Below are 13,716 nucleotides of genomic sequence, written 5' to 3'. Positions count from 1 at the left end.
ACCCACAGCCCGGCCTTGCTGAAAATGTCCTAGCGGGCCATCACACCGGGGGATTGAGTGTGTTGAGTGCGCTGTAAAAGGACTTGGCGCTCAGGGGCTTGGTGATGAACAGATCCGCCCCCGCATCAAGGCTGGCGGCTTCATGTTCAGGCAAGGCGTTGGCGGTGATCATGATAACCGGCGTCGGCGACTGGCCCAAGTGAGCTTCATGCAACCGGATCCGGCGAATGGCGGACAGGCCATCCATTATGGGCATCTGCATGTCCATAAGGACCAGATCGAACTCTTGAGACTCGAAGGCTTCGCAGGCTTCCAGTCCGTTTTCCGTCGACTGCACGGTCATGCCCAGTTCGTGCAGCAGGGTCTCGATAACCAGCCGGTTGATGGGATGGTCTTCACTGACGAGCACGCGCCTTGGCGTTGGATCTTGGGTGAGGAAGCTGTTTTCGGGCGCTTGCGGCGCGGCAGGCTGCGGGGCGTGCGCAACCGTCTCGGTGAGGGGCAAGTTCAGCGTGAAAACGGCCCCGACACCCGGTCGCCCTTCACCGGACAGTGAGCCGCCCATCATGTTGGCGAGTTCGCGGGAAATGGCCAGGCCAAGTCCTGTGCCGCCGAAACGGCGCGTGACGCTGCCATCACCCTGTTGGAAGCGCTGGAAAATCACCTCCTGCTGCGAAGGCTCGAACCCGACGCCGGTGTCCTCAACAACGAAGCGCCAAGTGTCAGGATTACCGTCTGAGGCAGTCTGCACCGAGAGTCGCACGTGGCCTTGGTCGGTGAACTTGATCGCGTTGGACAGGAGATTGCCCAGGATCTGAGCCATGCGGACGGCATCGCCCATGACCCAGTTATTGGCAGCAGCGGGCAGGTCGAGTTGCAGGTCCAGACCCTTTTCACGTGCTCTTGGAGCCATGATATCGACGATCGATTTCACGGCACCGCTGAGCAGGAAGGGAGCCGGTTCAAGCGCCAGACCTTTGGCGTCGATCCTGGCCAGGTCCAGGATATCGGACAGAAGTCGGCTGAGCATCTGTCCCGACTTGTGAATGGTCTCCGCCATTTCACGCTGGCTCTCGGACAACTGGGTCCTGGACAGGGCTTCGGAGAGCGCATTCACACCGTTCAGGGGGGTGCGCAGTTCGTGACTCATGTTGGCCAGAAACTCGGCCTGGGCGCGGTGGTTCGCGAGAAGACTGTGCGCGGCCTGCCTGGTGCTGTGCGTCATCACGGCGGCAAGCGCGGCAAGAAGGACCACTACCCCGCAGATCACCCAGAGCGACTGGCGAAGCAGATCTGCTCCGGGACGTTCGGGGCGCCATATCAGAGTGACCGGCGTAGCACCCGGATAGGCGGTGAAGGTCGTGCTGGCTTCATGGGCACCGACATGGCCGGCCCCCGGTTCAAAGCGAAACTGCTGGAGTTTGTAGCGCTGCTCTAACGAGTCCATACGGGCGCGCGAGATGAAATCGCCACCGATGACAATGGCCGCCTTGCTCTTGGCCGGCCTAGCCTTGCGAAAATCAGGCTGCACCAGGCTTGCAATCCAGAGGAAGGGACGTCCGTCCCGCATTTCAAACTGCGAGGCGACGATTGCCATCTTCGGCGTCGCGATTGCTGCGGCGGCCTCAGGGCTGGCCTTTCGGGCTGCTTCCTGTTTTCGGATCTCGGCCACAATCGGGCCGGCACTGCGACGGAAGGCTTCTAGGTCGGTCGCAGACATGGGGTCCGCGTCGCGGCTGCCCCAAACCGCCTGGTCATCTCCATTGACCACCAGGTAGTTCCAGGTGCCGATGCTTTGGCGCAGGTAGATCGGGATGTGATCCCGAGCCCAGGACTCACTGAACTGGTTGTCGAGGTTTACAACCGCTTCGTCCCAGACGGTTTGCGGAATCAAGGCATTGAGGAGCTGCTGAGTTTCAGCCCGAATGCCCTGACGCACCAGGAACTCCTCGTGGCTGCGGACCCGCAGATCGACCTGGCGCGCGCCGAGCACCAAGCTCAATGCCAGCAGGGCGATCGCTGTCATCGCCAGAAGGCTCAGCGGCCAAACCTGAAGGTGCCTGGAAGAGTTTCGCCTCATCACCATCCTGTCGACGGCCAATCGCTTAACGCATTGGATCCTTTGACGGGACGGTAGGATGCTTCGCCGAAACTAGGCGAGAAAAATTACCCAAAATGAGTGGGTGTCTCGAAGCCGGGTTGCGGATCTGAAGGCCTGTTGCCTTGAGTCGCCTTGCCTGAGGGGCAGGCTTCAGCCGTTTGTCAGGGCCAGCATCGCAAAGGTCGCAAGCCAGTGCTCGCCCATATAGTCGCCGGCGATATGGGGTACAGCTGCGGTAAGATGGGCCATGGCGGCATTGATGATCAGCGGCTTGGCGGGATCCAGCTCAGGCATTGCGCCGGCCAGGGTACGCCAACACCAGGCCCGGGACAGATTCAGGCCATCGAGATGGGCGATCTTGCCGTCCGTGCGATCGCTGACACGGGCCGGGGCGAACAGCGTCGCGGGCTGTTTATGGGCCAGATCAGGCAGAAACCGTACGAACCAGATCTCGAAGGTCTCACGGGGCAGGAGCCGGCGCATGGCCTCGGCTTCGATCAGGGCCGGCGACAGGAAGTCGTCTCCGGACGGCTCCCAGGCCTGGCAGGCGGCATCCTGGCCGTACCAGAGGGTGGCCTTGGTGGTCAGGAGTTGCCGGAATGCTGCGTCGCGGGTCATGTCCGCATACTCTGACGCCAGCACAAGCGCGAAGGCCGTGTTGGTGTGAACTCCAGCCCGAACGGGATAGTCAGCGAGCGGCAGAAATGCCTCGAACCGCGCCTTGAAGACCTTGGCCAGGGGCGCATGACGCTCAGCCCAGCTTCTATCGTTATGCCGCAGCAGTTCAGCCTGCAGCATGAGGCTCCAGGCCCAACCATAGGGACGTTCGAAGCCCCGGCTTTCCGCACGGGACAGGTAGGCGATCTCGGCACCGACCTTGTCGTCCGTAAAGGCGTCATCAAACAGGGCGATGATCGCGTCCGCCTCAGGCATTTCCGGGCGAGCGCGCAAGAGCGTGGCCAGGAGCCAGTAGCCGTGGACGCAGGAGTGCCAGTCGAAACTGCCAAAAAAGATCGGATGCAGGTCGCGGGGCGTGCGCGCATCCGCATCGCACGCCAGGACATGATCGAGCTTGTTGGGATATTCGCGGGCGATATGTCCAAGGGCGATCTTCGCAAACCGCGAAGCGGTTGACGGTGCAAGGCTGGGGCGAGCCACGGAAGGGGCGCTAGGTCCTGAAAGCGAGGGCATTCATCAGGACCATGTTGATGACCAGCATAAGGATGGCGGTCGGCGCCTGGGCGCGGATTACGCCATAGCGATCCCGCAATTGTAGCAGGGCCGCAGGCACCAGGTTGAAGTTTGCAGCCAACGGGGTCAGCAGCGTGCCGCAAAAGCCTGACAGCATTCCGATGGCGCAGACCACCGCCGGATCGCCACCATAACGTCCGATCACGAGCGGCAAGGCTATGCCGGCGGTCATGACAGGAAAGGCCGCAAAGGCATTGCCCATCAGGATGGTGAAGCCCGCCATTCCAAGGCAATAGGCGGCGACGACGGCAAAGCGGCTGTCGACCGGCGTCCAGGCTACCGCCAGATCTCCGATGGTCTTGCCGACCCCGGCGAGGGCGAAGACTGCGCCAAGCGCCGCCAGCATCTGTGGCAGCAAAGCCGCCCAGCCCACGAGATCCATCAGGCGCCGTCCCTCCTGAAGCGGAGATGAAATCGGCTGGCCGAAGAGCCATTGGGCGAGGACCGCGGCGACAATGGCGGCCAGGGCCAGGGCGATCAGGGTCGCGTTCTTGGCTTCAACGACAGGTAAGCCACCGATGGTGATGGCTTTGAACGCGAAGGTGCCGACCAGGGTGATCAGCGGGATGACAAGGGCCGGCAGGAACAGCAGAGGCCCGAGGCGTTCCGCCATGACCCGGCGATCGCTAGCTGAGGTGGTTGACGGTGCGCCGACCCCGAGTTGCCCGGTTCCGGCCAGCAAGGCCAGGCCCAGGACCAGGAATCCGTTGCCCAGATCCCCAAGATGATCGCCGAGCAAAAAGCTGATGGCCACGAGGCCCCAGAAAGCCGCGTTGCCCCAGCGCTTGCGGTTGGTCCGATCGCCAAAACTCAGAACTGCGAAGGCCGCAAACATCATGCCTGCGATCAGATAGACGAGGGGAAGGCCAATCATGGTTCGACCCCCGATTGGGCATTGCTAAGGCTTCGATCAAACAGGAGCAGCCGGGCTCCGTGCACCAGAAAGGCGGCGATGGCCGTCGGAATAGCCCAGACAGAGAGGTGCAGGGGCTCAACGACAATGCCGCTCTGATCCAGAAAGCCGACGATCAGCAGGATCGATCCGATGGCCATGAAGATGTCTTCGCCGAAGAAGAGTCCGACATTGTCGGTTGCGGCACTCATAGCCTTGATCCTGTCACGGGTGCGGTCGTCGACTGGCCCGACGCCTTCAGCCGCCGCCTCGGCCATAGGGGCCACCAACGGGCGGACGGTTTGGGCATGACCGGCCACCGATGTGAGGCCGAGGGCAGAAGTTACCTGTCGCAGCGCCAGATAGGCCAGCAGGAGTCGCCCTGCGCTGGCACCCTTTAGCGCCTGGATCGTCATGCGGGCGCGTTCCTGCAAACCGGACCTCTCGAGTACGCCGACGGCCGGCAATACGAGCCAGGCGATGGTCACATAGCGGTTGGTATTGAAGGCCTTGCCGAAGGCGGCCAGCACTTCAAGCGGCGGCAGGCCGGCTGCCAGGCCCGCGGTGAGCGCCGCGACAACCACCACAAGCAGGGGATTGAACCGCATTGCGAAGCCCAGAACGATTACCGCCACGCCCAAAAGGGTCAGCATGTTCATGATCTCCGGCCTGACGATTCCCGGCGAGCCTCGGGCGTACGGCGGCCGCTTGCAAGCCTTGGTGCTTGAAAGACGCGACTTGACGGTTGGCGCACCCGGCGCGACCTTCAACTCAACAATGATAACCTAGGGAGGCCTACCATGGCCGACGGAGCCACGACGATCACCACGTCTCTGAAAGGCAAGGTCAGCGACGCCGAATGGCAGGCGCGGGTCGATCTCGCCGCACTCTATCGACTTGTCGCCCTGCATGGCTGGGACGACATGATCTTTACCCATATCTCCGCCCGTATTCCGGGGCCGGAGCATCATTTCCTGATCAACCCCTATGGTCTGTTCTTCGGCGAAATGACCGCCTCGGCGCTGGTCAAGGTCGATCTGGACGGCAATGTCATCGACAAGACGCCCTATTTCATCAATCCGGCGGGCTTTACGATCCATTCTGCGGTTCATGCCGCGCGTGAGGACGCGCACTACGTGATGCATCTGCATACCGACCAGGGCGTCGCCGTCTCAACTCACAAGGAAGGGTTGATGCCTCTGGCGCAGCAAGCACTAATTGTCTTGCCTCAACTCGCCTATCACGACTATGAAGGTATTGCGCTCAATCTTGACGAGCGTGAGCGGCTGGTCGCCGATCTTGGTGACAAGAAGCTGATGATGCTTCGAAACCACGGCACCCTGTCCGTTGGGACGACCGCGGCTGAGTGCTGGATGGGGATGTTCTTCCTGGAGCGCGCATGCAAGCAGCAGGTGATGGCCCTCTCTGCAGGGCGGGACAATGTCCTGATGGCTCCCGACCATGCTCAGAACGAGGTGCGCAGCCAAACCGGCGGCGGACTTGGCATGATCGCCGGTCTGGCCTGGGGTGGATGTTTGCGGAAACTGGATCGGGAGTCACCCGGCTACGCCGACTAACAGCCAGAAGCCGACCTGAATCAGCCGTCGTGATCCTGGGGATCACGGCGGCTTTGTTTTGGGCGACGGGTGGTCAGGCTCTGGCGGGGGCCTGGCCCATGGAAAGCGGGCGAACCCAGATCATCACCAAGGTCGAGCTTCAGTCTGCGAGCAAGGGCTTCAGTCCCGAGGGGAGGCTCGTCGGGATTGGAGGCCGCAAGGACGAGACGGCTTCGATTCATGTGGAATATGGACTGAGTGAGAGACTTACACTTCAGGCGAGAGGCGGGCTGACCAGAGGCCGTGATCCCTTCGTCGACTATGAGGGGCGTGGCCCGGTTGAGGTGGGCCTTCGCTACGCCTTCGTGCAACGTCCCCAAACGATTGCCGCCGTCTATCTGGGTGCGGGCGAGGCAGGCGCTGGCCGCAATGCAGGCTATGCGGTGCCCGGTGAAGGCGGACTCGATCTTGAGGCGCGGCTGCTACTGGGGCGATCAAAAGCCACCCGTTTCGGAAGTTTTTTTTCGGATGTTCAGATCGCCTATCTGCGCCGTGCAGGACTCGCCAACGAAACGCGGGTCGATGCGACACTCGGATTTCGTCCTACCCGAAACTGGCTCCTTCTGGCGCAAACCTATGCGGGAGAAGCTCAGTCAAGCCCCGTAAAATCGCGCTGGCTCAAGGCCGAGGTCTCGGTCGTTCGCCATTTTGGGCCCTGGAGCCTGCAGGCCGGATGGCGGGAGACACTCGACGGTCGCGAGACCGCCGCAGATCGAGGCGCAGTCGTTGGAATTTGGCGGCACTTCTAAGTGTTTCAGGCCTGAAATGCTCCGTCATCCTGCTGTCACTGGACGCGGGTCTAGGGTGGCGGCATATGTCCCCGCACCTTGTCCCTACCGCCGACTCCGTCGGCGATCGGAGTCCGTTCGTTGATCCGCAGGCATTTCTTCCTTTTGGCGGCGCTGGCCGCTGTTGTGCTCATGCTCGTCGTCGGCGGCATGAAGCTGGCGTTTGGGCAGAAGGCCTCAGGGCCAGGTGGACCGGGCGGTGGCGGCCGCGCGACCAACGTCTCGCAGACGGTGGTCGCGATGAAGCCTTTTGTCGATCGTATTGAAGTCCTTGGTGTCGCCAAGGGCCTGCAGTCGGTGACGATCACTTCGAACACAGCGGAGATGGTCACAGCTGTACATTTCAAGGATGGTCAGGCTGTGGCGCGGGGGCAGGTCCTGGTCGATCTCAAGTCTGCCAGTGAAGACGCCGGTATCGCCGAAGCCAAGGTACGCCTCGCCCAGGCGGAGCGGGACTATGACCGCTGGAAGACCCTTGCGGATCGCGGTGTCGCGCCGCGGGCGGCCGCAGAGCAGTATCTTGCTTCTGTCGAGACCGCGCGGGCCGCTGTCGCGTCAGCACAGGCGCAGAAACTGGACCGCGTTATCCGGGCGCCATTCTCCGGGCGCGTCGGGATTTCGGATGTCGCGCCGGGCGCGCTGATCAGTCCCGGCACGGCAATCGTCAGCCTTGACGACGTGTCGGTGATCCGGGTCGATTTTTCGGTTCCGGATCGATATCTCACGACCCTGCGTGAAGGATTGCCGATTTCGGCAAGCCCCGACGCCCTGGCAGGAGAAGTCTTTCAGGGGCGTATTGCTCAGATCGACACCCGGATTGATCCTGCTACGCGCGCCGTCAAGGCGCGTGCCGAGTTCCCGAACCCGGGCGGTCGCCTCAAGCCGGGCATGCTGGTCAAGGTTGCCATTGACCAGGGCATGAGGATGGCTCCTGCGGTGCCGGAAGCTGCGGTGCAGTTCCAGGGTACGCAAGCCTCGGTTTTCCTCATTGCCAAGGGGCCCAAGGGCAAGGTGGCGCGACGAACGGATGTTGAAACGGGTCTTTCCACAGGTGGGTTTGTCGAGATCAGCGCCGGCGTGAAGCCGGGCGATACGATTGTCGCCGATGGTCTCAACCGCGTGCAGGATGGCGCTGCGATTGGCGGCGGTCAGGGTGGTAAGGGACCAGGCAAGGGCGCGGGCGAAGCCAGGCAAAAGGCGCACTGATGATCTCGGATCTTTCCGTCCGCCGCCCGGTTTTTGCCGCCGTTGCGGCGATTCTCCTCTGTGTGATCGGCCTGGCGGCCTTCACGGGTCTGCCGATCCGCGAACTGCCCAATGTCGACCCGCCGGTGGTATCGGTTTCCACGGCCTATCGTGGCGCGTCAGCGGAGGTCATTGAGGAACGGATCACCCAGGTCATCGAACGCCAGGTTTCGGGCATTCAGGGCATCGATCGCGTCAACTCCTCCTCGCGCGACGGCCGCTCGCAGATCAGCATCACGTTCACCCTGGACCGCGACCTGGACGACGCCGCGAACGATGTGCGTGACGCGGTCAGCCGGGTGTCGGCCAATCTGCCGGACCAGGCCGACCCGCCCCAGATCGCCAAGGCCACGGCCGATAGTTCGCCGATCATCATCCTGAACCTGACGTCGAGCTCGCTCTCCCCGCTGGAGCTGGCAGACTATGCAGACCGCTATCTCGTCGAGCGAATGTCGACAGTTCCGGGTGTCGCCCAGGCCGGGCTGAATGGCCAACTCTACGCCATGCGGATCTGGCTGAATCCCGACGCCATGGCCGCGCGTGGCGTCACCGTGGATGACATCGAGAACGCCCTAAACAGTCAGAATGTCGAGCTTCCTGCCGGCTCGCTCGAGAGCGACAGCAAGGACTTCACGATCCGCGTGACGCGGAGCTATTCCAAGCCCGAAGACTTTGCGAAGCTGCCGCTCCGGCCTGCCAATGCCAGCGGTTTCGTCATCAGGCTCGGCGATGTGGCCCGGGTCGAAGAGGGCTCGAACGAGCGCCGCAAGCTCTTCCGGGGCAATACCGTCAATCAGGTCGGCATCTTCCTGACGCGTCAGTCGCAGGCCAATGATGTGGCCATCTCCGAAGTTGTCGACCGCGAAATCGAGGATATCAACAAGACCCTGCCGCCGGGCACGCAACTGATCAAGGCCGTCGACAACTCAGTCTTCACGGCCGAGGCGATCCATGAAGTCTGGGTCACCATGGGAATTGCCATCGGACTGGTGGCGATGGTGAACCTGCTTTTCCTGGGCAGTTGGCGGGCAGCGCTGATCCCATCAATCGTCGCGCCGATCTGCATCCTGTCGACCTTTATCGTGCTGGCGCCGCTCGGCTTTTCGCTCAATCTGCTGACCCTTCTGGCGCTGGTTCTGGCCGTCGGCCTGGTCGTCGATGACGCGATCGTGGTGGTCGAAAACATCCAGAGGCGGGTCGATGAGGGCGAGCCGGCACCCGTCGCCGCCCTGCGCGGCACGCGTCAGGTGTTCTTCGCCGTTGTCGCCACGACTGTCGTGCTGATCTCTGTCTTTGCGCCCCTGATGTTCCTGCCGGGCTATACCGGACGTCTGTTTGTCGAACTGGCAGTGGCCATCGCCGCAGCGGTCGGGTTTTCTGCCCTGCTGGCTTTCACCCTGTCGCCGATGCTGGCCTCAAAGCTTCTGCGACCAGCCGGCAGCAGCGGGTGGTTGGCCCGCAAGGTCGACTGGGCGATGGACAGGCTGAAGGACAGCTATCGTCATTCGCTGGAAAGCTTGCTGGCCGCGCGCGCAGCGAACTGGGCGACAGGCGCGGTGGTCATTGTTCTGGCCCTGGCGGCCGGCGGCCTCTTTGTCCTGTTGCCGAAGGAAATGGTGCCGGCTGAAGACCGCGGCCGTGTGGATATCTCGATCAATGGCCCTGAAGGGGCCGGCTTCGACTACACCGTCAAGGCAGCCAATGAGGTTGAGCGCCTTCTCGAAAAGTACCGTGCTGACGGCATTGCAGATCGAACGATCATTTCGGTGCCGCGCTTTGGGCAGAGCCAGTTCAATACCGGCAACGGCGTTCTGGTTTTGAAAGGCTGGGGCGAGCGGGACAAGACGGCCGATGAAGTCGCCGCCGAGCTCAACAAGAGCCTCAACAAGATCACCGGCGTGCGGGCCGTGGCCAGTGTGCGCGGTGCCTTCCAGCGCGGCGGCGGCGGCGGTGGTGGCGGCGGTACCAATGTCGATCTGATCGCCGTCGGCAATGACTATGTGGAACTGGCCAATTGGCTCAAGCCCATGCTGGAGGCCGCGCAGGACAATCCCGGCCTCTCGCGGCCGCGCATCGACTATGAGCCGACATCGCCACGCCTTTCGGTGCAGATCGACCGCGACAAGGCCGCGAGCCTCGGGATCTCGGCCCAGTCCATAGGCCGGGCCCTGGAGACCATGTTCGGATCGCGCCGGGCGACCACCTACATCAAGAACGGCCAAGAGTACGATGTGATCCTCCAGTCCTCACTGGAGCAACGCCGTAGCGTGGCTGACCTTGACCAGCTTCAGGTCCGGACCCAGTCGGGCACACTGGTGCCCCTCTCGACCGTGGTCACGACCCAGCTGCGAGGCGACACGCCTGACCGTCCTCGCGTTGACCGTCTGCGGTCGGTGACCCTCACCGCACAACTCGCACCCGGCTATACTGTCGAAGATGCCGTCAAGTTCCTGCAGGAACAGGCGGCTGCCCGACCCACGCCAGGCGTCAGCATCAAATGGGGCGGACAGGCCAAGGACTATCTGGAAGCGTCCGGCGCAGTGGGCGTCGCTTTTGGCTTGGCCCTGCTGCTGGTTTTCCTCGTTCTGGCCGCACAGTTCGAAAGCTGGATCCATCCGGCCGTGATCATGACGACCGTTCCGCTGGCGGTGCTCGGCGGGCTGTTTGGTCTGCTGATGACAGGATCGACGATCAACACCTACAGCCAGATCGGTCTGATCATCCTGGTCGGCATTGCCGCCAAGAACGGCATTCTGATTGTCGAGTTCGCCAACCAGCTTCGTGACGAGGGTCTCAAGGTGAAGGAGGCGGTGATCGAAGCCGCCGCCCTGCGGTTGCGCCCGATCATCATGACCTCGATTGCTACCGCCATGGGGGCCCTGCCTCTGGTCCTGTGGACGGGGGCCGGGGCCGGCAGCCGGCAGACGATCGGAGCCGTGATCTTCATGGGCGCGATCTTCGCCACCCTTCTGACCCTGTTCGTTGTGCCGGTGTTCTACAACCTTCTGGCGCGCTTTACGAAGTCTCCGGAGTGGACGGCGCGGCAGATCGAGGACTATGAAGCCCGGGAACAAAGCGGTGAGGGGCAATCCTCACCGGCATAAACCGGTGAGGAAGCATGCCTGACGGCTCAATGACCGCCAAGCGGCAGGAGATTGCGCTCCTGCGCCGTATAGAGGAACGCATTCTCTGGTTGGCGTCCTGGACGATCCACAACGCCAATCACCTGCGGGAGAGTCGTGACGGACTGAAAGTCGGGGGGCACCAGGCGTCCTGCGCATCGATGACCACCCTGATGACCGCGCTCTACATGAAGGCGCTGCGGCCGCAGGATCGGGTGGCAGTCAAGCCGCACGCCAGTCCGGTTTTCCACGCCATCCAGCATCTGTTCGGCCGTCAGAGCCTGGACAATCTCAAGCGTTTCCGGTCGCTAGGCGGGGCGCAGTCCTATCCGTCCCGTACCAAAGATGTCGATGACGTCGACTTCTCGACCGGGTCGGTGGGCCTTGGCGTGGCCATGACGGCCTTTGCCTCCTTGGCCCAGGACTATCTGGCGGCACGCGGGGCCGTAAAACCGGAATCCATGGGGCGGATGATATCGCTACTTGGCGATGCCGAGCTGGATGAAGGCAACATCTATGAGGCCCTGATCGAGGCCTGCAAACATGACGTTCGCAACACCTGGTGGATCGTCGATTACAATCGCCAGAGCCTGGACGCGACGACCCAGGACCGCATGTTCACGCGGTATGGTGAGATCTTCGAGGCCGCTGGCTGGACTGTGGAAACCCTCAAGTGGTCCCGTCGTCAGCGCGATGCCTTCGCCAAGCCGGGCGGAGAAGCCTTGCGGTCCTGGATCGAAACCGCCCCCAATGATCTCTATTCGGCCCTGACATACCAAGGGGGATCGGCCTGGCGCGAGCGTCTTAATGCCGATCTGGCTGAAGACCTCGCGGCACTGGCCCTGATCGCGTCCTACAAGGACGCAGACCTCGGTGAGCTGATGACCGAACTGGGCGGGCATTGTCTTGAGACCCTGCTCGAGGCTTTCGAACGCGCCAGTCACGACGATGCTCCAAGGTTCTTCATCGCCTATACGGTCAAGGGCTTGCGGCTACCGTTCCAGGGGCACAAGGACAACCACGCAGGCCTGATGACCCCGACACAGATCGCCGAGCTGCGGCAGCGCCTTGGCGTTGTCGAGGGCGAGGAGTGGGATCCTCTGTCTGGCCTGTCCAGCGCCGAACGCACCGCAATCAAGGGTCTGCTGGCCCGTGCGCCCTTTGCCGCAGATGTTGTGCGCCAGCATCAGGCCCCGTCTATCGCAACGCCCAGCGCCGACGAGCTACTGGCGGCCGTGGCCGGAGGTGGGGAGCAGTCCACCCAGTCGGCGTTCGGCAAGGTGATGTTCGAGATTTCGCGCCGCAGCGACGAGTTCTCGGGCCGGGTGGTGACTACCTCGCCCGACGTCACCGTCTCGACCAATCTGGGCGGGTTCGTCAATCGACGCGGCGTCTTCCATCGGCGGGCGCATGACGATGTCTTCAAGCGCCGCCGTATCCCATCGGCCCAGGTGTGGTCGATGGCCGAGACCGGTCAACATGTCGAACTCGGCATTGCCGAGAACAACCTGTTCATTGCTCTGGCGGCCCTGGGGCTGACAGCGCCGCTGTTTGGCGAACGTCTGTTTCCCGTGGGGACGTTGTACGATCCCTTTATCGCCCGCGGTCTCGATGCCCTGAACTATGCCTGCTATCAGGATGCGCGTTTCCTGCTGGTCGCTACGCCCAGTGGCCTGACGCTCGCACCGGAGGGGGGCGCGCACCAGTCGATCAACAGCCCTGTGATCGGCATGGCCCAGCCGGGGCTCGACACCTATGAGCCGGCCTTCGCTGACGAGACGGCGGTGCTTATGGCCCGTGCCTTCGAGCGCATTCAGGATCCGACGGGGTCCTCGACCTATTTGCGGCTTTCGACCCGGGCTCTTGTCCAGCCAGAGCGTACAGATGATTCCTGGCGAAGAGGCACCATCGACGGGGCCTATTGGCTCAGGCCGCCCCTGCCGGGTGCCCGCCTCGCACTGGTCTTTAGCGGCGCTCTGGCCCCGGAGGCCCTGGCCGCCTTTGAAGCCCTGAAGGAGGACATGCCCGAGGCCGGTCTTCTGGCCGTGACGTCCGCGGATGTTTTGCATCGGGACTGGACCCGCAGTGGACGCGCGCGCTGGTCAGGCGAGGGTGCGCAGGGTTCGACCATCGAGACCCTGCTGTCGGACCTGGACCGCAATGCAGGCCTGGTCACCTTGACCGACGGCTCGCCCCTGGCGCTCTCGTGGCTTGGATCGGTTCGTGGCCAACGCTTGCGGGCGTTGGGCCTGGAAACCTTTGGGCAGTCCGGGGACCTGCCTGACCTCTATGGCAAGTATCGACTGGATGCCGACGCCGTGCTGGACGCCTGCGCAGACCTGTTGGCCTAGAGGCCTTCCAGCACGGTCATTCGCCGGATCAAGCCGTCAGCAAAGTCATAGGCCAGAACGGCTCGGGTGTCGGACCACAGCTGCCCTTCGCGGCTTCTGACGGCGTACTGGATTTCAAGTACGATCCGGGCCGGCGGTTCTTCACGAACCGTCACAAGCCGGGCGTCCAATTGCATGAGGTCGAACTGCCGGGCGAAATAGTCGATTACGGCCTGACGCCCCTGAACCTGGCCCCCTTCAAGACTGTCGGGCCATTGCGCTTCGTCATGCAGGACCGCGCCGAGGGCAGCGGCATCCCGAGCATTGAAAGCGTCATAGGCCTTGGCCAGAAGGGCGCGTTCTTGTCGCAA

At 62.8% G+C, this 13,716-nt stretch carries 10 protein-coding genes; 5 read left to right on the top strand and 5 right to left on the bottom strand.

What is annotated here, in order from left to right; genetic code table 11:
- Positions 1-40: 40 nt before the first annotated feature.
- The 4 genes from ACW17U_RS09990 to ACW17U_RS09975 form a co-directional block, all read right to left on the bottom strand.
- Complete coding sequence (locus ACW17U_RS09990; protein WP_492052259.1) at positions 41-2,026, bottom strand: hybrid sensor histidine kinase/response regulator; 1,986 nt, start codon at positions 2,024-2,026, stop codon at positions 41-43.
- A gap of 225 nt (positions 2,027-2,251) precedes the next feature.
- Positions 2,252-3,259, bottom strand: coding sequence for a DUF2891 domain-containing protein (locus tag ACW17U_RS09985; protein ID WP_492052257.1), 1,008 nt, complete (start codon positions 3,257-3,259; stop codon positions 2,252-2,254).
- Positions 3,260-3,269: 10 nt separating this feature from the next.
- Positions 3,270-4,226 (bottom strand): DUF979 domain-containing protein, encoded by a 957-nt coding sequence (locus ACW17U_RS09980; protein ID WP_492052255.1) that lies wholly within the window; start codon positions 4,224-4,226, stop codon positions 3,270-3,272.
- Positions 4,223-4,897 (bottom strand): DUF969 domain-containing protein, encoded by a 675-nt coding sequence (locus ACW17U_RS09975; RefSeq protein ID WP_492052254.1) that lies wholly within the window; start codon positions 4,895-4,897, stop codon positions 4,223-4,225. Before ACW17U_RS09975 ends, ACW17U_RS09980 begins: the two co-directional genes overlap by 4 nt.
- A gap of 147 nt (positions 4,898-5,044) precedes the next feature.
- Between ACW17U_RS09975 and ACW17U_RS09970 the strand changes: the two genes are divergently transcribed.
- The 5 genes from ACW17U_RS09970 (at position 5,045) to ACW17U_RS09950 (ending at position 13,366) form a co-directional block, all read left to right on the top strand.
- The gene (locus tag ACW17U_RS09970; protein WP_062145686.1) at positions 5,045-5,821 is read left to right on the top strand and encodes a class II aldolase/adducin family protein; all 777 of its coding nucleotides are present in this window, start codon (positions 5,045-5,047) and stop codon (positions 5,819-5,821) included.
- A 29-nt stretch (positions 5,822-5,850) separates the two neighbouring features.
- Positions 5,851-6,609, top strand: coding sequence for a hypothetical protein (locus ACW17U_RS09965; protein ID WP_492052252.1), 759 nt, complete (start codon positions 5,851-5,853; stop codon positions 6,607-6,609).
- A gap of 120 nt (positions 6,610-6,729) precedes the next feature.
- Entirely contained in the window at positions 6,730-7,854 is a 1,125-nt protein-coding gene (locus ACW17U_RS09960) for an efflux RND transporter periplasmic adaptor subunit (RefSeq protein WP_492052250.1), read from the top strand.
- Positions 7,854-10,997, top strand: a complete 3,144-nt coding sequence (locus ACW17U_RS09955; protein WP_062145691.1) for an efflux RND transporter permease subunit — start codon at positions 7,854-7,856, stop codon at positions 10,995-10,997. Before ACW17U_RS09960 ends, ACW17U_RS09955 begins: the two co-directional genes overlap by 1 nt.
- A gap of 14 nt (positions 10,998-11,011) precedes the next feature.
- Positions 11,012-13,366: a thiamine pyrophosphate-binding protein gene (locus ACW17U_RS09950; protein WP_492052248.1), complete on the top strand. Its 2,355-nt coding sequence runs from the start codon at positions 11,012-11,014 to the stop codon at positions 13,364-13,366.
- Here ACW17U_RS09950 and ACW17U_RS09945 read toward each other — a convergent pair.
- Positions 13,363-13,716 carry a nuclear transport factor 2 family protein gene (locus ACW17U_RS09945; RefSeq protein WP_062145695.1) on the bottom strand — a complete coding sequence of 118 codons (354 nt, stop codon included), beginning with the start codon at positions 13,714-13,716 and terminating at the stop codon, positions 13,363-13,365. The genes ACW17U_RS09950 and ACW17U_RS09945 overlap by 4 nt on opposite strands.

The sequence above is a fragment of the Caulobacter sp. AVps16 genome (genome assembly GCF_058681455.1).
The sequence above is the reverse complement of the archived record's forward strand: the minus strand, read 5'-3'. Positions and strand labels throughout refer to the sequence as shown.

Bases quoted from the DNA above. Each gene is read 5' to 3' on its own strand.
- ACW17U_RS09990 (WP_492052259.1), bottom strand. From the start codon at position 2,026: ATGACAGCGATCGCCCTGCTGGCATTGAGCTTGGTGCTCGGCGCGCGC.
- ACW17U_RS09980 (WP_492052255.1), bottom strand. From the start codon at position 4,226: ATGATTGGCCTTCCCCTCGTCTATCTGATCGCAGGCATGATGTTTGCG.
- ACW17U_RS09975 (WP_492052254.1), bottom strand. From the start codon at position 4,897: ATGCTGACCCTTTTGGGCGTGGCGGTAATCGTTCTGGGCTTCGCAATG.
- ACW17U_RS09970 (WP_062145686.1), top strand. From the start codon at position 5,045: ATGGCCGACGGAGCCACGACGATCACCACGTCTCTGAAAGGCAAGGTC.
- ACW17U_RS09955 (WP_062145691.1), top strand. From the start codon at position 7,854: ATGATCTCGGATCTTTCCGTCCGCCGCCCGGTTTTTGCCGCCGTTGCG.
- ACW17U_RS09950 (WP_492052248.1), top strand. From the start codon at position 11,012: ATGCCTGACGGCTCAATGACCGCCAAGCGGCAGGAGATTGCGCTCCTG.